Raw genomic sequence first — 24,993 nt, forward strand, 5'->3', positions numbered from 1 at the left:
GGGTGCATTATTTTATTAAGAATATTGATAGAGTAAGGCTGAGATAATACCCGTCGAACCTGAACTGATTAGTCGCAGCGGAGGGATTTGAGAAGCACGTTACTGCTATTCAAAATCCTGTTCATTGCAGTTATGTTATGAAATAGGAAGTTACCATGTTCAAAAAAATTATTGTTGCTAGCGCTTTAACTGTTAGCACCGTTTCATTTGCCGCACCAACATTAAATGTTTATACCTATGACTCTTTTGCCTCTGATTGGGGTCCTGGTCCAAAATTAGAACAACTATTTGAAAAAAATTGTCAATGTGATCTGAAATTTATCGCTTTTGATGACAGTATCACGATGTTCAATCGTTTACGTTTAGAAGGGAAGAAAAGTAAGGCTGATGTAGCGTTAGGTTTTGATCAAAGTTTATTAGAAGCGGCAACGCAATCGAAATTATTTGCTACTTCTTCAGTCGATTTGTCAGGATTAAAGCTGCCGCTATCATGGCAAGATCAAACTTATATTCCTTATGATTTTGGTAGTTATGCTTTTATTTATGATAAAACGAAATTAACTAACCCTCCGAAAAGTTTAAAAGAGTTAGTGGAACGTGAAGATTTGCGGGTTATTTATCAAGATCCTCGTACTAGCTCCGTTGGACGCGGTTTATTATTGTGGATGAATCAAGTTTATCCGCAAGACCAAGTAGCAGCAGCGTGGCAAAAATTGGCTAAACATACGGTTACAGTGGGCAAGGGTTGGACAGATACTTATGGCGCTTTCTTAAAAGGGGAAAGTGATGTGGTGTTAAGTTATCGAACTTCACCGCTATATCATTTACTCAATGAACAAAAAGATCAGTATGCAGCAACTGTTTTTGCCGAGGGTAATGTGTTACAGATTGAAGTTGCTGCAAAATTAAAAGCGAGTAAACAAGGCAAATTAGCCGATCAATTTTTGCAATTTTTGCTTAGTCCAGAAGCACAAAAAATTATTAGCGAAAGTAATGTGATGTTTGCGGTAACTGCTGCGGCTATTGAACCTCATTATGATCAATTACGTCAGCAAGTGTTATCAGAGAAAACGTTAGATACGACAAAAGTAACCCATCAACAAGCGAAAGCGTGGTTATCGGTTTGGCAAAATGCTTTAGCTAAATAATGACGATAATGCGCAAAATTAGTCGTTATTCTTATTGGTTTTCAGGCGTTACTGTCTTAATCATTCTTGCCGTCATTTATGGCGGCAGTTTGTTGCATTTATTGCAATATAGCCAATTTTCACAGTGGGCAGAATTATTACAAAATGCTTATTTAAAACAAGTAATTGTATTTAGTTTTTATCAAGCAGGGCTCTCAGCTTTACTCTCAATTGTATTTGGCTTATTAGTAGCTAGAGCATTGTTTTATTTAGAGTTCTCGGGTAAGGCATTGCTATTAAAAATCTTTTCATTAACTTATGTTTTGCCTGCCTTAGTTGCGATCTTTGGCTTATTAGGAGTATATGGCTTTAATGGCTGGCTAAATCAATTCTTACGCTTATTTGGCTGGCAACTTCCTGATATTTATGGTTTAAGCGGGATTTTATTAGCTCATTTATTTTTTAATATTCCGCTTAGTGCCAAAGTGTTACATCAACGGCTAAATCAGTTATCACCATCACAATTTAAACTTGCTGCTCAACTCAATTTACGCGGTTGGTGTTTTTTTCGTTGGGTAGAGTTACCGTTTCTTAAACCGGTTTGTTTTAGTCTATTTGGACTGATTTTTTTGCTCTGTTTTACCAGCTTTACCATTGTATTAACTTTAGGTGGCGGACCAAAATATACCACATTAGAAGTGGCGATTTACCAAGCGATAACTTTTGATTTTGAATTAGAAACCGCAGCATTATTAGCAATTTTACAGTTCCTCTTCTGTTTTGTGTTGTTTACGATTAATAGCCGTTTTGCACGTTATCAACAGTTGGGCAATATATCACAGCAAAATTGGCGTTTACCGTTATCGAAGCAACAACGTTACTGGCATTGTTTGATTTTGATCTTGGCAGGATTGTTTATTATTACGCCATTAGTGGAAACGTTGATTGCTGGATTAACTGCCCGCCAATTCTGGCAACAACTATTACAACCAGAATTATGGCAGGCGATACTATTCTCACTATTATTAGCGCCAACGGCAGCAATATTATGTTTACTATTGACAGTGGCATTATTGCTAACAACAAGACAACTTTATTGGCGAGGAAAGCAGGCGAGTAGCCAGCTGTTATTAAATATTGGCACTATTATTTTGGCGATTCCGACATTAGTTTTAGCTACCGGATTGTTTTTATTATTAGGACAAATTGATGCGGATATTGTGACACTATTTTTGTTAGTGGCTTTATGTAATGCATTAGTAGCAATGCCATTTGCTTTACAACTTTTAACACCGGCGTTTTATAACAATGTGCTCAATTATCAGCGTTTATGTTTATCACTCAATATTCGTGGTTGGCAACGTTGGCGAGTTGTTGAAAAGGCAACATTATTAAAGCCATTGCGTTCAGCCTTTGCTTTAGCAGCGGCTATTTCATTAGGTGATTTTACTGCAATCGCTTTATTTGGTAATGATAGTTTTACTTCTTTGCCACTATTATTGTACCGACAATTAGGGCATTACCAGCATGATGGCGCAGCAGTAACAGCAATGATTTTATTGGTTTTTTATTTCTTAATTTTCTTATTTACGGAACAGAGCAAAGGCAATGATTAATCTCAAACAAGTGAAATATGCTTATCCACCAATGCCAATGGAGTTTGACCTAGAGTTAGCAGCAAGTGAAAAAACGGCGGTAATTGGCGCTAGTGGCGCAGGGAAATCGACATTGCTTAATTTAATTGCCGGTTTTGAGCAGGTTGCACAAGGGGAAATTTGGCTAGATGGTGTAAATCATACGACAACAGAGCCGCATCAACGCCCGATTTCGATGCTATTTCAGGATAATAATCTATTCAACCATCTTACCGTAGCAGAGAATATTGCATTAGGTTTAAAACCAAGTTTATCGCTTAATCAACAAGAACAGAAAGCTATTGAACAAGTGGCAGAGCAGGTTGGTTTGCAAGAGTATTTAAAGCGTTTACCAGAAACTTTATCTGGCGGGCAGAAACAGCGTGTTGCCTTAGCGAGAACATTATTGCGTAATTGTCCGATTTTATTGTTAGATGAACCGTTTTCTGCACTTGATCCCGAGTTGCGGCAAGAGATGTTGGTGTTAGTGAATCAGATTTGTACGGAGAAAAAGTTGTGCTTATTACTGGTGACTCATCAATTAAGTGAAGTTATTGGCATTATGGATCGAGTTATTCGTATTGATAATGGTAGGATCTCTGAAAATTATTTGGTAGATCGGGAAAACAGTCGCTAGAATATGGCACTTTGTTAGCAAAGTTGAACTTTGCGATTAATAAGGATAATAACAAAAGGATACGTTATGACAACAACTACAATTCAAGTGCCTTCTATTACGCCACATCCAACAGTAGAGTATTGGTCAGTATGTAAAGTAGAAGCATTATTTGAAACGCCTTTCCTTGATTTAGTTTATCGTGCAGCACAAGTCCATCGTGAAAATTTCAATCCGCAAGCGATTCAACTTTCTACCTTAATGTCGATTAAAACTGGCGGTTGCCCAGAAGATTGTGGTTATTGCCCTCAGTCAGCACGCTATCAAACTGGGGTACAAAATGAAAAACTACTTGATATTGAGGATATTGTCGCTAAAGCCAAAATTGCTAAAGAGCGTGGTGCAGGGCGTTTTTGTATGGGAGCAGCATGGCGTGGTCCGAAACCAAAAGATATTGAAAAAGTTTCTGCGATTATTAAAGCGGTAAAGGAATTAGGGTTAGAAACTTGTGGTACTTTTGGTTTATTGCAAGATGGTATGGCAGAACAGTTAAAAGAAGCAGGTTTAGATTATTACAACCATAATATTGATACGGCGCCAGAGCATTATCACGATGTAATTAGTACACGCCGTTTTGAAGATCGTATTAGTACTTTAGGTAAAGTACGCCAAGCAGGTTTGAAAGTTTGTTGCGGTGGTATTGTTGGTATGAATGAGACACGCAAAGAGCGTGCGGGATTAATTGCGAGCTTAGCGAACCTCGATCCGCAACCTGAATCTGTGCCAATTAATCAGTTGGTGAAAGTGGAAGGGACACCAATGATGGAAGCGGAAGATTTGGATTGGACAGAGTTTGTACGCACGATTGCAGTTGCTCGTATTACGATGCCAAGAAGTTATGTCCGCCTTTCTGCTGGTCGTCATAAAATGCCAGAGGCGATGCAAGCAATGTGCTTTATGGCTGGCGCTAATTCCATTTTCTATGGTGATAAGTTATTGGTAACAGGCAATAACGAAGAAGATCACGACCAAATGTTAATGGCTAAGTTGGATTTAGTGCCGGAGACATTGGAAAATAGAAAAGAAAATGAAGCATAATTTTTAAGTTTTTCAATTAGTTAATTCTTTTATACAACCTCATACTGTTTAAGTGTGAGGTTGTTTTTTTTGGTGGTATATAAACAATATGTTTAAAAAATCGAAAAATTTAAACATATTTTGTTGATATGTTTATTGCATAAACATATACTGAAAATATGTTTAAAAAATTGGAATTTTTAAAGATGACAACTTGGAATCCTGAAATTGCGTATAACTTACTCCCTGAATTACCGCCATCAGAAGATTTAGAAACCAAAGAAATTTTAAAGCAAACTATCTTAGCGAGAGCTGCATTAGCTGAGTTAAAACAAGCTGCAGAATTGATACCTAATCAATCTATGCTGATTAATACATTACCAGTTATGGAAGCGAAAGCGAGTAGTGAAATTGAAAATATTATGACGACAACAGATAAGTTGTTTCAATCTTTGCAGTTTGATCATGAGGAGCATGATCCTGCTACAAAAGAGGCTTTACAATATCGAACAGCACTATTTGCTGGATACAAAAGTTTAGAAAGATTACCCCTTTGTACAAAAACAGCTGTCTTAGTATGTAGTGAAATTAAAGGCAGAGAGATGGATATTCGTAAAGTAAGTGGTACGGCATTGCGTAATGGATTAACAGGAGAAACCATTTATACGCCACCAGTTGGTGAACAACTTATTCGAGATAAATTGGCTAATTGGGAAAAGTTTATTCACCAAAATGATGTGCTTGATCCACTAATTATACTTGCAGTTGCACATTATCAATTTGAAGCAATTCACCCTTTTACTGACGGAAATGGCAGAACAGGAAGAATATTAAATAGTTTATTATTGATTGATAAAGGCTTATTAAGCCTGCCAATTCTTTATTTAAGTCGTTATATTATCCAAAATAAAAGCGATTATTATCGTTTGTTATTGAATGTTACTAGAAATAATAATTGGCAAGATTGGATTATTTATATTTTAAAAGGAATTGAAGATACTGCAATTTGGACAGTTAAAAAAATTGAAGCAATAAGAGCATTATTAGAAGACACAAAGATTTATATTCAGAATAGATTACCACAAATTTATCAAAGAGAATTGGTAGATTTGTTATTTGAACAACCCTATACGCGAATATTAAATTTAGAGAAAGCTGGAATAGCTAAGCGCCAAACAGCTTCAAAATATTTAAAAGAGTTATGCGATATTGGTGTATTAGAAGAAATTACTGTAGGGAGAGATAAATTGTTTATTCACGTAAAATTGATGGAGTTATTGCGAGGAGAGAGTAATCAGTTTACGTCCTATAACATAGCTTGAAACATTATGATATTTTCAAGCCATTGTCTGATGGTAACGTATGAATATTTTGTGCGTTGGTGAGTAAATGTATTTATTCTATAACGAACCAATGGACAAAAAAATGCAACTCTTGGTGATTTATGAGAAAATATAGGAATTTTTTGGAAAAAAAATTATAGCTATGTCGAATAATTATTATCAATGGCCGCAGCCAATTTCTATTTATCCTGATCGAGAAAATAAATCTTACCGATTAAAACGTTTTCGTTTTCAGCTGAGAACCTTAATACATTATCATAGCATTAAAAAGTTTACTCGGTTTGTTAATCAGCATTCTTGGTTAGTAGAGTTACTTAATCCTCGTGCAGACTGGAGTTATCCTGTGGCACATCGTTTTTTAGATAAGCGTTTTAGTACACAACAACGTTTTGATACAATTTGCGATAATCTTACTTTTCTTCCACAGAAATTTACTTCACTTGGGTTGAAACCACTGTGGGAGCAATCTATCAACTTCGGTGAAGTGATCCCCGATTTCGAATTGATTTTGACGCTAAATAATCATCAACCAATGGAAGGTTACTGGGCATTGGAATTACTCCATAAGCCAAGTGATGAGTTAATGTATTTACTCACTTTTGGCAAGGTGGACAATGCGTTATTGATAGCGGTGATTCAAGGAGCAAACTGCAAAGGTTCAAAAGAATTTGTTAAGCTGTTAACTAAAAAATGTCATGGTTTACGCCCAGCCTATCTTATGATTGAAGCGATGAAAGCACTCACTATCCATTTGGGTTACTCGCAACTGTTAGGTATTCCACAAAAATATCAGAATAAATCTCGCTTTTTCCGCAACAAGCGCTATGTAGTCAATTATGATGTAATATTTCAAGAAAGTGGTGGAAAGTTGCAAAAATACTGGCAACTACCGCTGCAAATTGAAATGAAAAAGCTAGAAGATATTCCTAGCAATAAGCGTTCAATGTATCGTAAACGTTATGCGATGTTGAATGATTTATCTGAAGCCATAGGAAAAGGTTTGAAAGTTATTTAAAGGTTAGCAATGCCTAGATTTATTGATCTGTACTTAAAAGTAGGGTTTATTATCCAACAAACAGAAGGCAGATTTTTTAGGATTAAATATACTCAAACATTTGAACAACAAGTCATTGATTTTTATTTTAAACATCACGAAAGTATGTTATTGAGTTGCCGTACTTTTAATATTCATTAATACTTTGGATTGTTCAATTTCGACATTCAGGGATTAATGGCTTGCTATCTTTCATATTAAGCGAATTTATTCCCCTGACTTCAAATATCAAGTTATCTAGATTTCAATGAGGAGGGGGGGGGGAGGAGTAGATAGGAAGAGTGCCAGTTTACATTAAATATTCTTCCTATCACTTTTATTTATTTCGCAATTTTTAAATTGTACTACTACTGAATAATGATTATATGTTTTTGGGGTTAATAACATTATTTTTATAATTTAGAATCATTGCATAAAATAATACTGTCAAAAAGAAATAAAACATATTGCCTGAATTGTGGGCAAAAAAGACTTGGGTTAATCCATAAGACATTACTGATGTAATATGAATAATACCTAGAGTGGCGAGTAATTTAATTTCTAAATGATCGTTATTTTCTCGATAAGCCTTAAAATATTGCCATAGAGGTAAAAGAAAAATACCTAATAAGGCAAATAGACCAATAACACCTCGTTCTAAAGTATCATTAATATATTGATTATGGGCATGCCCTAAACTAGCAGGATATTGTGCAAGGATACCCTGTGAACCTTGGAGTTTACGTTGTTCTTTTGCTCCTTCATGTCCCCAACCAAAAATTGGTTTTTCTTGAATTGATATTAATGAAGCTTGCCAAAGTTCCAGTCTTGCTCCCACAGATGTACCTGCATTTTCTTCTTGTCCGAAATTTCTAATTTCAGTACGTGCATTTTCAATTTGAGATAATACTTTTGTGGATGGAATAGATAATAAAGTAATAAAAATAAGAACTAACGAAGTTAAGAAACCAATAATAATTTTTTTTGATAAAGAATTTCTGTTTAAGTAAAACAAAATAACTACAATAAAAGGCATTAGCAACCATCCACCTCTAGTGGCAGAGAGAAAGCTACCTAGCATACCGCCTAAAGAACCAAATGCACAAAATAAAGCTAAATAATATTGTCTTTTTTGCCAGCAATAAAACATCAAAACCAAATTAAATACACCTAATGACATAGACATATCACCAGATTGAATAACATAGGTAGTATCAGAGAGTGCTCGATCGTAGTTTAAAATAAATTTTTGATAAACTGCATAAATAGCAGTTGCAATTCCACCAAATGGGATACTAAATAATAATATTTTTAATGAAATAGTGTAATTAGATGGAATAAAAAATATTAATAAGAAAAATAAGGCTCGACTTGGTCCATCTAAAACTTTAATAGAATCTTGATGAAATAGAATACAAAAAATATAGAGAATAAAATAAATAATAAAAGGATATAAAAAATAATAATAGTCCTGATTTATTTTAGGAAAAGTTCTATCTTTGATTAGAGAAGTAAAGATAAAAAAAATAGCAATAATAGGTAAAATTATTCCTACGCCATAAGCCTTAGGCAAAATAACAAGAGTAATAAAAAAGTAACAAACAACTAGATTTGAAAAATTTTTTAAGTAGTGATGATACGTAAGATTCATAGCAAAGTACTCAAGAATATATTACTTAATTATTACTAATGATAAGACTTCAGATTAAATATTCTCCTTGTAGTAATTACAAGGAGAGTGATTTTCAGTTTAACGACTACGGAAAACAATACGACCTTTGCTTAAATCATAAGGCGTCATTTCAACGGTAACTTTATCGCCTGTCAAAATACGAATGTAGTTTTTTCGCATTTTCCCTGAGATATGAGCTGTTACCACATGTCCGTTTTCCAATTCAACACGGAACATTGTGTTAGGCAAGGTTTCTAAAATGGTTCCTTGCATTTCAATACTATCTTCTTTTGCCATGTTTCCTCTAAAAGTTAACAACAATAATGGATTAATCAAATAAAAAGCTACCATCGGTAGCTACTTAAAACCGCGTAATTATACACATTAAAAGAAAAATCTAAAAGGGAGAGCGATTAAATTCTCTTATTTTGCTGGTCGAATAATTTCATAAGTACAATTGAATGCAGCTTTTGCGATTCTATAAGTATCTTTATGATCAGTTGGTACTCTGACAATAGCATCGCCAGGATAAGCTTTCATTTCTTCTCCCCATGGTGCTATGAATTGAAATTGGCCTTCTTTGGCTGTAACTATGAAATATTCCATTTCATTGCCTTTAGGGCGATAAGTTTGCCATTCATTACTTAAATTAGGGTTTTTATCTGTTAGTGGTCCTTCATATCGCTGTACGAATTTTTTTGCTGATACTAAGATTTCTTCATTACCAGTTTCCGGACAACGATTTTTCACTACCATATCACCGGCTTTTGCTGGAGAACTTTGTGTTTCCTTCCCTTCATTTTTAATAATAGTTACAACAACTTCATCTAATTTAGCTGGACGAGCATCAACGAGTTTGGTCTTTTTCGCTAAACCAACTCTGTTTTCTTGTACTGCAGAATTAAATAATGACTGAATATCGACGGTTTGTGCAGCAGAAATAGTTGAAACGAAAAGAGTAATAATAGGAATAGCTCGAATAGTGCTTGGTAACATTTGACACTCCTTCAATAGAAATTAGTAAGCTCCTGTCTTATTAAAAACAATTTTAACTGTTTTTAATAAGATAACGATATCATTCCAGATAGACCAGTTTTTTACATACCATGCATCATAATATACTCTGGTTTTATAATCGACATTGTTTCTACCACTTACTTGCCATAAACCAGTCATACCTGGTTTAGCCATTAGATAATAATCAACATCATCTTTATATCGGATCAATTCACTACGTACAATGGGTCTAGGGCCAACTAAACTCATTTCTCCTTTTAAAACATTAAATAATTGTGGTAGTTCGTCTAAACTAGTAGTCCTTAGAAATTTACCTATTTTGGTAATCCGAGGATCGTTTTTTAGCTTAAAATCTTTCTCCCATTCAGCTTTTGCAGCAGGATCATTTCTCAGTAATTCTTGTAAAACTTCTTGTGAATTCAGAACCATAGAGCGGAATTTTAAACATTTGAATGCTTTTTTGTTTCTACCGATACGAGTTTGTCCATATATTGCGTGGCCGCCGTCTTTTGCAATAAGTAGATATAATAAAATCAGTAATGGTGATGAGATGATAATCAATAGAATAGAACCAATAATATCTATAGTCCGTTTAAAAATTCTAGACGATAATTTTGCTAAATTGTTATGAACGCGTAATAGCATTACTTCATAACTGAATAAAAAAGACATATCAGTTCCATAGAGGGGAATACCTCTCATAGTTGGTATGATTGAAACAGAACGACAACCACTCTTGGACAAAAAACGTAACCATAAGTCCAGTTGTTCTAATTCATGTTCTTCTAATGCAATAATAAATTGTGTAGTTTCATTCTCTACAAGATCAAGAATGTTAATTTGTTGTGCATTTATGATTGGAACAGATAAAGTTTTTATCATATCCGTTTCGTTTTCATAATCATTAACATTGACAAAATATTTTATTCTTAATCCTAAATAGGGTTCACTCATTAAAGCATTATAAGCATCTAATGCATTTTGATGAGTACCAATTACGACAGTATCTTTTAAATAAACCCCAGTTTTTATTAAGTATTTTTTTAGAAAAAAACGTCCTAATGGGAAAAGTATTAGAGTAATCAGCCATGTTATTCCAAAGAAATAACGTGAGAAAAATAATTTAGAAAAACCAATAATTGCTAGTTCAAACGTAGCAAAAATCAGTAGTGTACGAATAATTTCTTTTAACTCAGACCAGTAAGGTTTTCTATAAGTGTAGTGGCGCAAGCGAAACCAGAACCATGCAACACATAAAATAGCGAGGAATGTATGGATAGTTACTCGTTCAGAAAAGTCAGATATTGGTATAAAAGCTGACATATCTACTCCAGATAATCTGAAGAAGAAACAAGAAATAAAAAAAGGCAATAAAAAAAGTACAAAATCTGTACAAATTATTAGAGATCTATGAGAAAAGAATCTATACATAATTATATAAGAGGTTATATTTTTAACATATTTAAAAATAACAAATAATTAGTTTTATCGAACATAATATAAAGGTGATTATATATAATCACCTTATTGCCAAATCATATATTTAGTTTCACAACTATGAACAGTTTCTTATTCACATACTACAATATCATCATCATTTAAATAGCTACCAGATTGAACTTCAATCAATTCTAATGGGATTTTCCCTGGATTTTCTATTTTGTGTTCCACGCCTACTGGAATATAAATAGATTGATTTTCTGTTAATAAACTGACTTCGTTATGTTTTGTAACTTTTGCCGTTCCAGCGACTACAATCCAATGCTCGGCCCTATGATAGTGAATTTGAGTTTTTTGACTTTCACCAGGTTTTATTGTGATACGTTTAACTCTATAGCGATGACCATTATCTATTGAATCAGCCTTTCCCCAAGGACGATAGACTTCCCGATGTTCTAGATATTCTCTTCGATCTTCACTTTTAAGTTTTTCCACAATTTGTTTTACTTCTTGTACTTTTGATCTGTCTGCGACTAAAACTGCATCTTTAGTATCTACAATAACAATATTTTCAAGTCCTACTGCAGCAACAAGTTTATTTGGTGCATATATATAACAACCAGATGAATTATTAGTTATTACATCACCACGATGCACATTTTGATTTTTATCTTTATCTGAGACTTCCCAAAGAGCAGACCAAGAACCAACATCACTCCAACCAGCATCCATAGGTACAACGACAGCTTTATCTGTTTTTTCCATAACAGCGTAGTCAACAGAATCACTAGGGCATTTTAAAAATCCTTCTTTATTAATAAAGATGAAGTCAGATTGGAAAGTAGTTTTTTGATATGCCAATTCACAAGAGTTGTAAATTTCAGGTGAGAATTTTTTTAACTCAGCTAAATAAGTAGTAGCTTTGAACATAAAACAGCCACTATTCCAATAATAATTTTTAGAAGCAACATACTCTTTTGCAATTTCTAGATTAGGCTTTTCAACGAACTCTTCAACTTCATATGCTTCTTCTGAAATCAATTGTCCTCTATGTATATAACCGTAACCAGTTTCTGGTGCCGTAGGTACAATTCCAAAGGTAACTAATTTACCTTGTTCTGCTTGTGGAATTGCATATTTGATAGATTGTTGGAATGATTCTTTATTTAATACAATATGATCTGCTGCTAATACTAATAAGATAGGGTCATCACCATTTTTAATCGATTCAAATGCAGCTAATGCAATTGCTGGAGCTGTATTCCGTCCTACAGGTTCTAAAATAATTTTTGATTTTGTGCCATATTCACGTAGTTGTTCAGCAGTAATAAATTGATGTTGCTCATTCGTAATAATGATTGGATCTAATGTTGACATGTTTTGTACACGATCTAATGTAGCCTGTAGCATCGTTAAAGAATTCTTATCATCTAAAGATAAAAATTGTTTAGGGAACATTGAACGAGATAAAGGCCATAATCTGGAGCCTGAACCTCCAGCCATAATAACAGGGATAAACATAAATAATATTTCCATTCAAAATTTAAAACGAACGAATTGTACTTATAATTAAATTAGTATTCAAGATTTAAAATTTTCTTAGTATTATTAATCTATTTGTAATTTAAAATTATTGATTAATGACATTATTAATGTGATTTTGTATTTTTATTTTAAAAGCTTCTTTAGAAAAAGATAATGCATGTTTTCTAATTACGTTTGGATTAAACTTCTCGATATTTTTTTCAAAGTATAAAACAGCATCATTTAAACTATTTTCTGTTTGCGGATGAAACAGAATTCCTGTTACATCATTAATGACAGAATCTAACGCGCCTCCTTTAGCAAAAGCAATAACCGGTTTTCCACATGCCATTGCCTCTACTGGGACTATACCGAAATCTTCTATTCCTGGGAAAATTAATGCTTTGCATTTCATCAAATATTCTTTTACTTTTGCAGTTGGTTGGTAACCTAAAAATTGAATATTTGGTTTTGCTATACTTTTCAAGGTGTCTAGTTGTTCACCTTCTCCGATAATGATAAGTTTTTTTCCTGTTTGATTAAATGCATTGACAGCTAAGTCAACTCTCTTATAACTGACAAGTTGTCCTAGCATTAAATAATAATCTTCGCTGTGATCAGATAATTCAAATTCGTCAATGTTTACAGGAGGATAAATTACTTCACTTGTTCGACCATAGTAGCTTTTAATTCTATCAGAAATAAAATGACTGTTAGCAATAAAACTAGTTACTTGTTGACTTGTGAGTTGATCCCAACGTCGGATGTAATGGAATAAAGGCGCAGAAATGAACCGTTTAAATCTACCCATTTTCAATTTATATCCAGCATACATGTCCCAGACATATCGCATTGGTGAATTGCAATAACAAATATGAGGGACACCAGGAGCAGGAATAATACCTTTAGCTGGGCCGGATTCAATAGAAATAATAAGTTCATATTCAGATAAATCCAACTCTTCTAGCGCTAATGGCATTATAGGAAGATAAGATTGATATAGCTTAGTAGCAAAAGGTAATTTAGCAATAAAAGTAGTATAAATTCTATGTTTGGAAATTATAGAATTTTGAAATTTATTTGCTTGATAAACATGAGTGAATATATCGGCATCAGGGAAAAGTTCACATAATGCTTCAAGAACTTTTTCTCCTCCTCTCATATTTATTAACCAATGATGTATTATTGCAATTTTCATGATCAGTTATTCATAATAGAAATTAGATTATCGACAGTTTTTTCCCAATGAAAATAAGACGCTCTGTTTAAACCAGATTGTACAAGGTTTGTATATAGGCTTTCTTCTTCTAGGAGCTGCATTATAGCAGAACTGATTTGTTCTATAGAAGAAGGATCCACCAGCATAGCTGCATTTCCAGCTACTTCTGCCATAGCTCCATAATTTGAGGTGATTACAGGTGTTCCGCTAGCCATAGCCTCAATAATTGGCAAACCAAAACCTTCATATAATGAAGGGTAAACGAATACTTTTGCACTAGAATAAATAACTTTTACAGCTTCGTCTGAAAGATAACCAGTGATAACTGCTTGCTTTTTTATAATTAACTCTTCTAAATAAGAAAACAATTCAGAATTTTTCCATCCCTTATGCCCAACAAGAACAAGAGGATATTTATTTTTAATTTGTTCAGGCAGTTGTCTATATGCTTTTACTAAACTTAAAAGATTTTTTCTTGGTTCTAAGGTACAAACGCTTAAAATATAAGATTTTTCCTTCAAATTTAATTTTGATAATAGAATATCGTCTCTTCTATTACTACAAAAATCAGGATTTACACCTAAATATAATGTAATTATCTTATTTTTATAACTGGGATAAAGATGAATAAGTTTTTCACGAATAGTATCTGAATCAACAACGATTTTAGTCGAATTCTTCATAATATTAGGAAGTTGAGCAGTCAAGTAATTAACTCGTTCTTTAGGATGAAACTCCGGATGATGAATAAAAGATAAATCGTGGATAGTAGTAATTATTTTTCCTGTATAACTAAATGGAACAAAATTTGGCTCGAAATAGATGAAATTGTTTTCAGCATAAGATTTTAACTTTAAGTTTAAAATAATAGATTCTATCTTATGTTTGACCAAATAAACTTTAGGCATTTTTTTAATACAATTGATAATAAAGCTTTTTATATTACTATGTTTAAAATTATGAGTAATAACAGACGTTGAAGATAGTCTATGAATTAACGAGTTTATTTGTTGCTGTGTCAGGATTTGATTATTTCGTATACCAACAATAATAACATCTTTTTGTAATAAAAATTTAACAATGTTGAATGTATAATAGCCAATTCCTGTCAAAGGAAGTTTTAGTGTATTTAGGTTAACAATGATTTTATGTTCCATAATAATATTTATTGCTCACAACACAGGTGATTTTTTGAAGTTTAGCTTAAAGTGATTATAAAAGTCTAGAAAGAATTAGAAATGGAGTCACTTACATCAATCTATTCACTATGTGAATATAAAATATCCGATTTACGGTAATCGAAAAATAGAATTCGTAAAAACTACAGTATATAATACGGGAATTTTACTGTTATCATCCACATGTTAACTATGTTTATCTACACATAGTTAGCTCTAAAGCTTAGAAACTAGAGATAAAAAGTTGGAATTATTGTGAAAATGAGTTTTTTGCAGAATATATGGTCATATAGATTTTTTATAGTAAGTTCTATCAAAACAGAATTTAAGAGCAGATTTGCTAGAAGTCGCTTAGGGGGAGTTTGGATGATTATCCACCCACTAGCGCAAGTTGCAATTTATGCATTAGTTTTGTCAGCAGTGTTATCAGCCAAACTTCCTGGCATCAATAATCGTTATGCTTATGCAATTTATCTAATGGCTGGAACAATGTGTTGGTCATTATTTGCTGAAATTTTTGGTCGAAGTCTAAATATTTTTATTGATAATGGTAATTTGATCAAAAAGATGTCATTTCCAAAGATAACATTACCGCTGATTGCTATTGGTTCCGCTCTTGTCAATAATATATTGATGTTTTTTGCTATTCTTTTAGTATTTGGATTGTTAGGACATATCCCATCCATATATATTCTTTGGTTGCCATTATTGTTATGCTTGACTATTGCATTAGCAGTAGGGTTTGGTATGGTGCTTGGAATTATCAATGTTTTTATTAGAGACGTCGGACAGATTGTTTCCATTTTGCTTAATTTTTGGTTTTGGTTAACGCCCGTAGTTTATGTGGCAGATATGTTACCAGAAAGTTATAGACATCTTTTTTATTACAATCCTATGGTTGGGATAGTAATAAATTATCAAAATGTCATGGTTTATGATAAAAATATTGATTTTTCTCTTTTAATTTATCCTAGTATTTTTTCTTTAATAACAGTTTGCTTAGCAATATTTATGTATATAAAAGGCAATGAAGATATGGCGGATGTACTATGAGTGATACTATTTTATCTGTTCATAATATAGGAAAGGCATATAGAACATATAGAAATGAATTCTATAGAATTTTATCTTGGTTTGGGATAAATACGAATGCAAAAAATGAAACTTGGACTTTAAAAAATATTAATTTTTCTATTAAACCAGGAGAAGCTGTAGGCATTATTGGGCAAAATGGTGCAGGGAAAAGTACATTACTAAAAATAATCACTGGTACATTAAAGCCTACAACAGGAAAAATTTCAGTAAATGGAAAAATATCAGCAATATTAGAATTAGGTATGGGTTTTCATCCTGATTTAACCGGAAGGCAAAATGTTTATCATTCGGCAGGTCTTATGGGGTATACATATGAAAATGTAGATCAAGTCATAAATGATATTGAAGAGTTTGCTGAAATAGGAGAATATTTTGATCAACCTGTTCGATTATATAGTAGTGGTATGCAAGTAAGAGTTGCTTTTGCTGTAGCAACAGCATTTAGGCCAGAAATACTTATAGTTGATGAAGCGTTATCTGTAGGAGATGCTTATTTTCAACACAAAAGTTTTGAAAAAATTAGGGAATTTAGAGAGCAAGGAACAAGCTTGTTATTTGTTTCACATGATAAAGCGGCTATTTTATCACTTTGTGATAGGGCTATTCTTTTAGACAAAGGAATAGTTATTAAAGATGGGGAACCAGAAGAGGTAACCGATTATTATAATGCTCTGATTGCACAGAAATCAGAGTCCACTAGTAATATTAAGCAGGAAAAATTAAGCAATGGCTCAATTGCAACAATATCAGGAACTGGAGAGGCAACAGTAAAAGAGATCTCATTGAGAGATAAATATGGAGATATTGTTGAAACAGTTGGCGTTGGCGATGATGTTATGCTGAAAATAATAGTAGAAGTTAGGGAAGATTTACCAACATTAGTGCTTGGATATGGTATTAAAGATCGTCTTGGACAAGTTATTTTTGGTACTAATACATATTTAATGAAGCAAGTTTTACATAATGTACGTAAAAATGAACTATATGAGTTTAATATTAATTTCCCAGCTAATTTTGGTCTAGGAAGTTATTCAATACAAACGGCATTAGTGGATAAAGATACCCACTTAACAGCAAATTATGAATGGAGAGATATGGCATTAATGTTTTCTGTTATCAACATTAATAAAAATCAATTTGCTGGCTTGATGTGGAATGAACCTAAAATAGAAATTAATAGGATAATATGATGATCAGTTATGCACAAAATTTTGAAGATGTAATGCTTTGGCGTGCATTAAAAAATATTAAAAATGGGTTTTATGTTGATGTTGGAGCCGCATGGCCGGAAAAAGATTCAGTTACAAAATTATTTTACGATAATGGGTGGAATGGTATAAATATAGAACCGAATCCAAATTTCATAAACCAGTATTTTGCATTGAGAGACAGAGATATTAATCTCATGGTTGCTGTTAGCAATGAGGAGTCGATTTCAAATTTTAATATCATAGAAGATACTGGGTTATCATCTTTAGACTCAAACATTATTAATACTCATGAGCATGGTGGGTTTCATTCTCATGAAACAAATGTGCAAGTCAAAACGTTGTCTGCTATCTTGTCCGAATATCGTCCTGAAAATGACATACATTTTTTAAAAGTAGATATTGAAGGATATGAAAAACAAGCATTATTAAGTAATGATTGGTCACGTTTTAGACCATGGGTAGTAGTTGTAGAAGCAACTCTCCCATTGACGCAAACAGAGAATCATGAAACATGGGAATATATATTATTGGAAGCTAATTATAGTTTTGTTTATGCAGATGGTTTAAATAGATTTTATGTGGCAAATGAACATAGTGAACTAGAAAAGGCATTTAAATATCCACCGAATGTTTTTGATGGTTTTATTAGAAATGAACAGTATAATTCGAATGTTTTAGCTTTAGAACTAAGTACTAAAAATGAAGAACTTAATCAAGAAATATCAACATTAACAGTAAATTTGTCTAAATTGAATCAAGAGCATACGACATTAAATCTTGAGTTTCAAAAACTTACTGAGAGAAATGAAGCACTTCTTAAGCAGTTTTTTGAGGTAGAAACCTTATATAATAATGTTATTAATAGTAATTCTTGGAAAATAATGAAACCTTTTAGAATATTGCGTAAATTTATAAGATGGCTATATATAGGGGGATATCACTGGATCACATTTTCCCCTACAAGTAGGCCGAGAAGGATAATAATAAAGGCTTTATCTCATCTAAAGTTTTTTTTCAAAGAACATCCTATTGCAGAAAAAATGCTATCAAAATTCTTAAATAAATTTCCTATTGTAAAATATTATATAAATAAACTATTGAATAATAATAATGTTGTTATATATAAAAATGATGCTGATGCTAATAGTGATAATAATATAAGTATTATAACAGAATGCGATTTATCACCTAGAGCAAGAAGAATATATTTTAGATTAAAAAGAGAAGTAGAAAATAAGGAAAAGAACTAAAATGAGAATAGTTATAGATTTACAAGGCATGCAAACTGAAAGTAGATTTAGAGGTATTGGTAGATATTCTATGTCTTTAGTAAAAGCAATCATTAGGAATAATACTACTCATAATATTATAGTAGCTTTATCTAATTTATTTCCAGATACAATTAAGCATATTAAAGATGAATTAAGAAATCTATTACCAGAAGAGAATATTAAAGTTTGGAATGCTATAGGTCCAGTGAGAGGTAATGATAAGAATAATGAGGATAGAAGAAATATATCAGAATTAATTAGAGAACTATTTTTGGCTAGCTTAGAACCGGATTTAGTAATCCTTACCAGTCTTTTTGAAGGTCATATTGATGATGCTATTACTAGTATTAAAAAAATTGATCTGAGTATAAAGACAGGGGTTATATTATATGATCTCATACCATACATAAATAGCAATATATATTTAGAAGGAGATGAGGTTTATTCGGATTATTATCTATCTAAGATTGAATATTTGAAAAAGGCAGATATATTATTTGCTATCTCAGAAAGTTCAAGAAATGAAGCTATAAATTATTTAAGTATAGAACCTAATAGAATTTATAATATATCATCTTCAATTGATGAAAAATTTATTAAAACATCTGTATCTGAAAATAAGAGTACAGAAATCTTACATAAATATAATGTAGATAGTAAATTTATAATGTATGCACCAGGCGGTTTTGATATAAGAAAAAATTTTGAAAATCTTATTAGTGCATATGGGATGTTAGAAGATGATATCAAGAGTAGATATAAACTGGTGATAGTAAGTAAGATAGACGATTATCATAGGAATATCCTATTAAATTTTGCGAAGAAAGCTTTCATAAATGAAGATCAATTTATTATTACAGGTTATGTGACTGACAGTGAATTAGTAGCTCTTTATTCTAATTGTGATTTGTTTGTTTTTCCTTCTTTGCATGAAGGTTTTGGACTTCCTGTCTTAGAAGCTATGAGTTGTGGTGCAATTGTAATAGGATCAAATACAACGAGTATTCCGGAAGTAATAGGATGTAAGGATGCTTTATTTGATCCCAATGATCCATTATCTATAAAAAATAAGATTTCTGAGGCTTTGATTGATGATAAATTAAGGGAAAAACTTAAGAATCATAATAAAAAACAAATACAAAAATTTTCATGGGATATAAGTGCTAAAAATGTCATCAATATAATAGAGAAAAATATATATTATGAGCCTAATAAAATTCAAGTTACATTAGATTTTATCATAGATAAAATATCTATGTTAGCTATAGGTAGTGATGATGATACTTTACGTAAGATAGCTTCTGTAATTGATTTTAATTTTAATACTTCACTACGTATCATGAATAAATCAAGTAATAAACATATGATACGTTTAGAAGGTCCTTTTGATTCATCATATAGTTTAGCAATAGTAAATAGAGAGTTTGCAAGAGCTCTCAATTCTTTAGGGCATACCGTAATATTACACTCTACTGAAGGACCAGGAGATTTTTCACCAAATAAGGAATTTCTTGATAAGAATAAAGATATAGAATTATTGAACTTAAGAGCTGTTGATGAGGCTTATCAGAAGTATGAAATAATGAGTAGAAACTTGTATCCTCCAAGAGTGAGTGATATGACAGGATTTATAAATTTTTTACATTGTTATGCTTGGGAAGAATCTGGGTTTCCACAAAATTGGGTTAGTGATTTTAATTTAAATTTAGATGGTATTGGGTGTACATCATATCATGTGAGGAAAATTCTCATTGATAATGGGGTGAAAGTGTATTTACCAGTAATTTATGATGGTACGTCTCATTGGAAAACAGTCATTTCTAATAATAATTATAAATTAAGTGCTAAAGGATTTAGATTTTTACATGTGTCATCTTGTTTCCCAAGAAAAGGGGTTGATGAACTTTTAGAAGCATATGGTCAAGCTTTTTCTATTCATGATGATGTATCATTGATTATTAAGACTTTTCCGAATCCGCATAATAATGTATTAACTTTAATTTCTGAGCAGAAAATTAGAAACGAAAAATATCCAGAAGTTATTGTAATAGATGAAGATTTAAGTGATTCTTCTCTAAAATCTTTATATGAACAATGTGATGTACTTGTCGCACCTAGTAAAGCGGAAGGATTTGGATTACCAATGGCGGAAGCAATGCTAAGTGGCCTACCTGTCATTACTACTAACTGGGGAGGACAATTAGATTTTTGTAATGATAATAATTCATGGTTGGTTGATTATGAATTTGAATATGCTAAAACTCATTTTAATTTATTTGGTTCTGTTTGGGCTAAAATTAATATTAAAGATCTTTCGGCTAAACTTAGATTAGCATTTTTAACTAATAAGAAAGATAGAGAATTAATGGCTAAGAATGGAAGAGACTTATTAATTTCTAAATTTAAATGGGAGGATGTTGGAAATAATTTTATCCATAGCATAGAGTATATTAATCATAATTTTTTTGATGAAACAGATATAAATATTGGTTGGATTACAACTTGGAATACAAAATGTGGTATTGCAACTTATTCTAGCCATTTGATTAATAATATGAAAAAATCAAAAATTTCTATTTTTGCTCCAAATGTACAGAATATTATAGGTGTGGATGAAAAGAATGTGTATAGGTGTTGGAGTATTGGTAAAGAATATAACAATTTCAATCATATTGATAAATATATTGAGCAATTAGATATTAATGTTATTGTAATTCAGTTTAATTATGGTTTTTTTAACCATGAGGAGTTGAGTGAGTTTATATTTAAGTGCAAAAAACAAGGGTTGATTGTTATTATGATGATGCATTCTACAGTTGATCCTGTAGGAAAAGAACCTTCTAAGAATTTTCAACTATACCATATAAAAGATGCATTAAGAGTATGTGATAGATTATTAGTACATTCGGTATCTGATCTGAATAATCTCAAAAAAATTAATTTAGTTAGTAATGTTGCTATTTTTCCTCATGGAGTTTTGAGATTATCCAAAAATATAAAACTTAATGATAATGACATACCTATAATTTCATCTTATGGTTTCTGCTTACCACATAAAGGATTATTAGAGCTATTAGATGCTGTGTATATCTTACACCAGAGGGGATATAATATTAGATTAAATTTAATAAATGCTGAATATGATATTCCAGAATCAAAACAATTAATACAAGATATACGAAAGAACATCAAGGAATATTCACTTGATAGATTCGTGACATTAAACAGTAATTTTCTGGAAGATAAGCAAAGTTTAGAGTTATTGGGGCAATCTGATTTGATTGTATTTGCGCATCAAAATACAAATGAATCATCAAGTGCGGCTGTTAGATATGGTCTTTCTACTGGAAAACCAGTGATGGTTACACCACTCAATATTTTTGAAGACTTAGGAGATAGTGTTTTTAAAACTATAGGTTGTTCACCATTGGAGATTGCTGATAGTATTATTAAAGTATTAGATGATATAAAAAGAAATAATAATAATGCACAATATATATTAGATAGAGCATATAAATGGCGAGAGTATTGTTATTATGATATTGTTGCAAAAAGACTTGAAAATATATGTGAAAGTTTATTGATCAATTCTTAATAAAATATTTAATATTTTTAATAAGTAAGAGTTATGTGCAATCGAAAGAGGAAGTTGAGAATAAGAAAGATACTAAAAATTTGGTATATATATCTTGAAAGCTTCGAAAAGACATCTTTTTAGTTGTTTACGTGGCAAGCCGTGGATGAAGCTTTACTAGCGGGGATCCAAGCTATGCCAACTTGGAGAATTATAGAACAGATTAAAGGAGATAAGACAGATTTTTTGATTAATAAGAATATTAAATACATTGCAACAAGTAGGAATAATTTAGAGCAAAGATATTTTGACTTATTGAAGATGAGCAAAGCTGGTATCAAAGCATATGCATTTCATGTAGATGATATTCATGATGAATCTTACATGATATGCCATGAATTAGGTTATTTTTATAGAATATATGCTAATAAGTGGGATTTCCATAATTCTTTTAATGAAAGTGTTTGTTCTAAAAATATAATATTAAAGACAATTCTTGGATATAGAGCGACTTTGAGTGAAGGTACTATCTTTAATAAAGAAGGCTATCCAGATTTTTTAGCAAATGTGTCAGGTATTTCATATTTAGAAGATTGGGGACGTTGGTCTGATGTTAATTTAAATAAGTATGTAGAATTTGCATTTAAAGAAGCATTACCTAAAAATTTTAAGTTAGAATTAGAAATTGGGGGATATCAAAATGTAGGGAATTTTATTACTGTTAAAATTGGAGGAAAAATAAAAAAATTAAAATTAGTAGATTCCAGTATTAGAAAATATGAATTGGAGTTTTATGATATTGAAAATGCAACTACTATTAAAATTGTCCCTCCAAAACCAACTAGCCCAAAAAGTTTGCAGCAAAGTAATGATACAAGAAAATTAGGCTTAAGTTTTGCTTCTTTAAGAATTTTGAAGTGAAGTTTATTTAGGAATAAAGATAGTATCACAATTATATTAAAGTTATAGATATTCTAGTATATAATAAACCTTTTACTAGTATATTTAATATGAATAGGTATCAATAAATGAAAAAAGCAATAATTACAGGTATTACAGGTCAAGATGGTGCTTATTTAGCAGAACTTTTGTTAAGTAAAGGCTATGAAGTATATGGTACTTACAGAAGAACGGCATCAGTGAATTTTTGGCGTATTGAAGAATTGGGTATTCAAAATCATCCAAATCTTCATTTAGTTGAATATGATCTTACTGATCAATCAAACACCATCAGAATGGTTGCAAAAATACAGCCAGATGAAATTTATAATTTGGCAGCGCAGAGTTTTGTTGGTGTGTCTTTTGAGCAACCATTAGCTACAGCTCATATTACGGGGCTTGGTTGTGCACATTTATTAGAAGCGATTAGGATTGTTAATCCAAAGATTAAATTCTATCAAGCGAGTACTTCCGAAATGTTTGGTCTAGTACAAGAGATCCCACAAACTGAAAAGACACCATTTTATCCAAGAAGTCCATATGGTGTAGCTAAGCTTTATGCTCACTGGATGGTTGTAAACTATAGAGAGTCATATGATATTTTCGGTTGTAGCGGAATTTTATTCAATCATGAATCTCCATTACGCGGTAGAGAATTTGTTACTAGAAAAATCACTGATTCTGTGGCTAAGATAAAACTTGGCAAACTAGATTGTTTAGAGTTAGGTAATTTAGATGCTAAACGAGATTGGGGTTTTGCAAAAGATTATGTAGAAGGAATGTATTTGATGCTTCAAGCAGATAAACCTGATACATATGTTCTTGCTACTAATAGAACAGAAACGGTTAGAGATTTTGTTACTATGGCATTTAGAGCTGTTGATATTGAATTAGAATTCAAAGGATCAGCAGAAAATGAAGTTGCTATTGATAAAGCAACAGGAAAAGTTTTAGTAAAAGTAAATCCTAAATTTTACAGACCTGCAGAAGTGGATTTATTGATCGGTAATCCTGAAAAAGCGAAGAAAGTATTAGGTTGGGAACCTAAGTGTACTCTTGAAGAACTTTGTTCTATGATGGTTAAAGAAGATTTAAGAAGAAATAAATTTGGGTTTAGTTTTTAATGATAAAAGTATTAATTACTGGGATCGATAGTTTTACAGGTGCTTATCTAAAAACATGCCTAACAATGGCTAAGTATGATGTTTATGGAACATCTGTAAAAAATATTTCTGACAAGGTTTCAATTTGTGATATCAAAGATAAACAACAAATTAAGTCTGTGCTGGAAAAAGTTAAACCTGAATTTATCATTCATTTATCAGGAATATCTTTTGCTGCTCATGATAAGAATGATGATTTCTATGCTATTAATACAGTTGGAACAACAAATTTGCTTGAGTCAGTGATTGAATTAAATTTAAATATTCAAAAAATTATTTTAGCAAGTAGTGCAACCGTATATGGTAATCAAGGGCTAGAAGTTTTGGATGAATCTCTTCATCCAAAACCTAGTAATCATTATGGTATGAGTAAATATGCTATGGAATGTTTAGCAAGAAATTATTTTGATAAACTTCCTATCATTATTGCTCGACCATTCAATTATACAGGCATAGGGCAGGCAGATCATTTTTTGATACCTAAAATTGTTAAACATTATCGTGAGAAAAAAAGTACAATTGAACTTGGTAATTTAGATGTAGCAAGAGAATTTAACTCTGTTGAAGATGTGTGTGATATTTATAAACGATTGCTAGAAAGCGATATTCATAGTGAAATTGTGAATATTTGTAGTGGCAAAGGTATTAAATTATTAGATGTCATTGATATCATGAATGAAATTGCTGGATATAAAATGAATATCAAAGTAAATCCATTATTTGTTCGTAAAGGTGAAATTAAAACTTTAACAGGTTCTAAGGTTAAATTAGAAAAGTTATTAGGCAATATTAAATTTAGAAAAATGCGTGATATCTTATCAGAAATATTCATACAGTAAATTTATTTTAAAAGGAGTAAA

At 31.7% G+C, this 24,993-nt stretch carries 21 protein-coding genes; 14 read left to right on the forward strand and 7 right to left on the reverse strand.

The genetic code is table 11. From position 1 onward, the window contains the following. Positions 1–155 precede the first annotated feature (155 nt). The 7 genes from thiB to QS62_RS11975 all read left to right on the forward strand — a co-directional run bounded on the left by thiB (position 156) and on the right by QS62_RS11975 (position 6,992). On the forward strand, positions 156–1,148 hold the full coding sequence (gene thiB / locus QS62_RS03945) for a thiamine ABC transporter substrate binding subunit (protein WP_066106255.1): 993 nt from the start codon (positions 156–158) through the stop codon (positions 1,146–1,148). Continuing rightward, a complete protein-coding gene (gene thiP / locus QS62_RS03950; RefSeq protein ID WP_066106258.1) occupies positions 1,148–2,743 on the forward strand; it encodes a thiamine/thiamine pyrophosphate ABC transporter permease in 1,596 nt (531 codons plus the stop codon). Before thiB ends, thiP begins: the two co-directional genes overlap by 1 nt. Continuing rightward, complete coding sequence (thiQ, locus tag QS62_RS03955) at positions 2,736–3,398, forward strand: thiamine ABC transporter ATP-binding protein (RefSeq protein ID WP_066106262.1); 663 nt, start codon at positions 2,736–2,738, stop codon at positions 3,396–3,398. Before thiP ends, thiQ begins: the two co-directional genes overlap by 8 nt. 66 nt (positions 3,399–3,464) lie before the next feature. After that, positions 3,465–4,475, forward strand: a complete 1,011-nt coding sequence (bioB, locus tag QS62_RS03960; protein WP_066106264.1) for a biotin synthase BioB — start codon at positions 3,465–3,467, stop codon at positions 4,473–4,475. Positions 4,476–4,660: 185 nt separating this feature from the next. After that, positions 4,661–5,776 (forward strand): protein adenylyltransferase Fic, encoded by a 1,116-nt coding sequence (gene fic / locus QS62_RS03965; RefSeq protein WP_066106269.1) that lies wholly within the window; start codon positions 4,661–4,663, stop codon positions 5,774–5,776. Positions 5,777–5,939: 163 nt separating this feature from the next. Continuing rightward, on the forward strand, positions 5,940–6,812 hold the full coding sequence (locus QS62_RS03970; RefSeq protein ID WP_066106272.1) for a VirK/YbjX family protein: 873 nt from the start codon (positions 5,940–5,942) through the stop codon (positions 6,810–6,812). A gap of 9 nt (positions 6,813–6,821) precedes the next feature. Next, positions 6,822–6,992, forward strand: coding sequence for a hypothetical protein (locus tag QS62_RS11975; protein WP_156550049.1), 171 nt, complete (start codon positions 6,822–6,824; stop codon positions 6,990–6,992). A gap of 220 nt (positions 6,993–7,212) precedes the next feature. Here the strand turns inward: QS62_RS11975 and QS62_RS03975 are convergent, their stop codons facing one another. The 7 genes from QS62_RS03975 to QS62_RS04005 form a co-directional block, all read right to left on the reverse strand. Further along, complete coding sequence (locus QS62_RS03975) at positions 7,213–8,481, reverse strand: O-antigen ligase family protein (protein ID WP_082966127.1); 1,269 nt, start codon at positions 8,479–8,481, stop codon at positions 7,213–7,215. A gap of 99 nt (positions 8,482–8,580) precedes the next feature. After that, the gene (gene infA, locus QS62_RS03980) at positions 8,581–8,799 is read right to left on the reverse strand and encodes a translation initiation factor IF-1 (RefSeq protein WP_013746899.1); all 219 of its coding nucleotides are present in this window, start codon (positions 8,797–8,799) and stop codon (positions 8,581–8,583) included. 126 nt (positions 8,800–8,925) lie between these two features. Further along, positions 8,926–9,498, reverse strand: a complete 573-nt coding sequence (locus tag QS62_RS03985) for a hypothetical protein (RefSeq protein ID WP_197496259.1) — start codon at positions 9,496–9,498, stop codon at positions 8,926–8,928. A 21-nt stretch (positions 9,499–9,519) separates the two neighbouring features. Next, positions 9,520–10,950 carry an undecaprenyl-phosphate galactose phosphotransferase WbaP gene (wbaP, locus tag QS62_RS03990; RefSeq protein WP_066106275.1) on the reverse strand — a complete coding sequence of 477 codons (1,431 nt, stop codon included), beginning with the start codon at positions 10,948–10,950 and terminating at the stop codon, positions 9,520–9,522. Between the two features lie 138 nt (positions 10,951–11,088). After that, positions 11,089–12,480, reverse strand: coding sequence for a mannose-1-phosphate guanylyltransferase/mannose-6-phosphate isomerase (locus QS62_RS03995; RefSeq protein ID WP_066106278.1), 1,392 nt, complete (start codon positions 12,478–12,480; stop codon positions 11,089–11,091). 109 nt (positions 12,481–12,589) lie between these two features. Beyond that, a complete protein-coding gene (locus QS62_RS04000) occupies positions 12,590–13,681 on the reverse strand; it encodes a glycosyltransferase (protein ID WP_066106281.1) in 1,092 nt (363 codons plus the stop codon). Between the two features lie 2 nt (positions 13,682–13,683). Beyond that, positions 13,684–14,859 (reverse strand): glycosyltransferase family 4 protein, encoded by a 1,176-nt coding sequence (locus tag QS62_RS04005; RefSeq protein ID WP_066106285.1) that lies wholly within the window; start codon positions 14,857–14,859, stop codon positions 13,684–13,686. Between the two features lie 282 nt (positions 14,860–15,141). Between QS62_RS04005 and QS62_RS04010 the strand changes: the two genes are divergently transcribed. The 7 genes from QS62_RS04010 to QS62_RS04040 all read left to right on the forward strand — a co-directional run bounded on the left by QS62_RS04010 (position 15,142) and on the right by QS62_RS04040 (position 24,972). Continuing rightward, positions 15,142–15,933, forward strand: a complete 792-nt coding sequence (locus tag QS62_RS04010; RefSeq protein WP_066106367.1) for an ABC transporter permease — start codon at positions 15,142–15,144, stop codon at positions 15,931–15,933. Beyond that, complete coding sequence (locus QS62_RS04015; protein WP_066106288.1) at positions 15,930–17,165, forward strand: ABC transporter ATP-binding protein; 1,236 nt, start codon at positions 15,930–15,932, stop codon at positions 17,163–17,165. Before QS62_RS04010 ends, QS62_RS04015 begins: the two co-directional genes overlap by 4 nt. Further along, entirely contained in the window at positions 17,162–18,436 is a 1,275-nt protein-coding gene (locus QS62_RS04020; protein WP_082966128.1) for an FkbM family methyltransferase, read from the forward strand. The genes QS62_RS04015 and QS62_RS04020 overlap by 4 nt, the downstream gene beginning before the upstream one ends. Position 18,437: 1 nt before the next feature. Next, positions 18,438–22,052 (forward strand): glycosyltransferase, encoded by a 3,615-nt coding sequence (locus tag QS62_RS04025; RefSeq protein ID WP_066106294.1) that lies wholly within the window; start codon positions 18,438–18,440, stop codon positions 22,050–22,052. A 141-nt stretch (positions 22,053–22,193) separates the two neighbouring features. Next, the gene (locus QS62_RS04030; RefSeq protein ID WP_066106298.1) at positions 22,194–22,952 is read left to right on the forward strand and encodes a DUF7024 domain-containing protein; all 759 of its coding nucleotides are present in this window, start codon (positions 22,194–22,196) and stop codon (positions 22,950–22,952) included. A 107-nt stretch (positions 22,953–23,059) separates the two neighbouring features. Further along, positions 23,060–24,094: a GDP-mannose 4,6-dehydratase gene (gene gmd / locus QS62_RS04035; RefSeq protein ID WP_066106301.1), complete on the forward strand. Its 1,035-nt coding sequence runs from the start codon at positions 23,060–23,062 to the stop codon at positions 24,092–24,094. After that, on the forward strand, positions 24,094–24,972 hold the full coding sequence (locus tag QS62_RS04040; protein WP_066106304.1) for a GDP-mannose 4,6-dehydratase: 879 nt from the start codon (positions 24,094–24,096) through the stop codon (positions 24,970–24,972). The genes gmd and QS62_RS04040 overlap by 1 nt, the downstream gene beginning before the upstream one ends. Positions 24,973–24,993 lie beyond the last annotated feature (21 nt).

The organism is Gallibacterium salpingitidis (assembly GCF_001678495.1).
In the GTDB taxonomy this organism is placed as follows: Bacteria; Pseudomonadota; Gammaproteobacteria; order Enterobacterales; family Pasteurellaceae; genus Gallibacterium; species Gallibacterium salpingitidis.

What these genes read in the sequence shown, in the direction of transcription:
- QS62_RS04015 (WP_066106288.1), top strand. Translation starts at nt 15,930, where the DNA reads ATGAGTGATACTATTTTATCTGTTCATAATATAGGAAAGGCATATAGA.
- gmd (WP_066106301.1), top strand. Translation starts at nt 23,060, where the DNA reads ATGAAAAAAGCAATAATTACAGGTATTACAGGTCAAGATGGTGCTTAT.
- QS62_RS03995 (WP_066106278.1), bottom strand. Translation starts at nt 12,480, where the DNA reads ATGTTTATCCCTGTTATTATGGCTGGAGGTTCAGGCTCCAGATTATGG.
- infA (WP_013746899.1), bottom strand. Translation starts at nt 8,799, where the DNA reads ATGGCAAAAGAAGATAGTATTGAAATGCAAGGAACCATTTTAGAAACC.
- QS62_RS04020 (WP_082966128.1), top strand. Translation starts at nt 17,162, where the DNA reads ATGATGATCAGTTATGCACAAAATTTTGAAGATGTAATGCTTTGGCGT.
- QS62_RS03975 (WP_082966127.1), bottom strand. Translation starts at nt 8,481, where the DNA reads ATGAATCTTACGTATCATCACTACTTAAAAAATTTTTCAAATCTAGTT.
- QS62_RS04005 (WP_066106285.1), bottom strand. Translation starts at nt 14,859, where the DNA reads ATGGAACATAAAATCATTGTTAACCTAAATACACTAAAACTTCCTTTG.
- thiQ (WP_066106262.1), top strand. Translation starts at nt 2,736, where the DNA reads ATGATTAATCTCAAACAAGTGAAATATGCTTATCCACCAATGCCAATG.
- QS62_RS04025 (WP_066106294.1), top strand. Translation starts at nt 18,438, where the DNA reads ATGAGAATAGTTATAGATTTACAAGGCATGCAAACTGAAAGTAGATTT.
- QS62_RS11975 (WP_156550049.1), top strand. Translation starts at nt 6,822, where the DNA reads ATGCCTAGATTTATTGATCTGTACTTAAAAGTAGGGTTTATTATCCAA.
- fic (WP_066106269.1), top strand. Translation starts at nt 4,661, where the DNA reads ATGACAACTTGGAATCCTGAAATTGCGTATAACTTACTCCCTGAATTA.
- bioB (WP_066106264.1), top strand. Translation starts at nt 3,465, where the DNA reads ATGACAACAACTACAATTCAAGTGCCTTCTATTACGCCACATCCAACA.
- thiP (WP_066106258.1), top strand. Translation starts at nt 1,148, where the DNA reads ATGACGATAATGCGCAAAATTAGTCGTTATTCTTATTGGTTTTCAGGC.
- QS62_RS04010 (WP_066106367.1), top strand. Translation starts at nt 15,142, where the DNA reads ATGAGTTTTTTGCAGAATATATGGTCATATAGATTTTTTATAGTAAGT.
- thiB (WP_066106255.1), top strand. Translation starts at nt 156, where the DNA reads ATGTTCAAAAAAATTATTGTTGCTAGCGCTTTAACTGTTAGCACCGTT.
- QS62_RS04040 (WP_066106304.1), top strand. Translation starts at nt 24,094, where the DNA reads ATGATAAAAGTATTAATTACTGGGATCGATAGTTTTACAGGTGCTTAT.
- QS62_RS03985 (WP_197496259.1), bottom strand. Translation starts at nt 9,498, where the DNA reads ATGTTACCAAGCACTATTCGAGCTATTCCTATTATTACTCTTTTCGTT.
- QS62_RS03970 (WP_066106272.1), top strand. Translation starts at nt 5,940, where the DNA reads ATGTCGAATAATTATTATCAATGGCCGCAGCCAATTTCTATTTATCCT.
- wbaP (WP_066106275.1), bottom strand. Translation starts at nt 10,950, where the DNA reads ATGTATAGATTCTTTTCTCATAGATCTCTAATAATTTGTACAGATTTT.
- QS62_RS04000 (WP_066106281.1), bottom strand. Translation starts at nt 13,681, where the DNA reads ATGAAAATTGCAATAATACATCATTGGTTAATAAATATGAGAGGAGGA.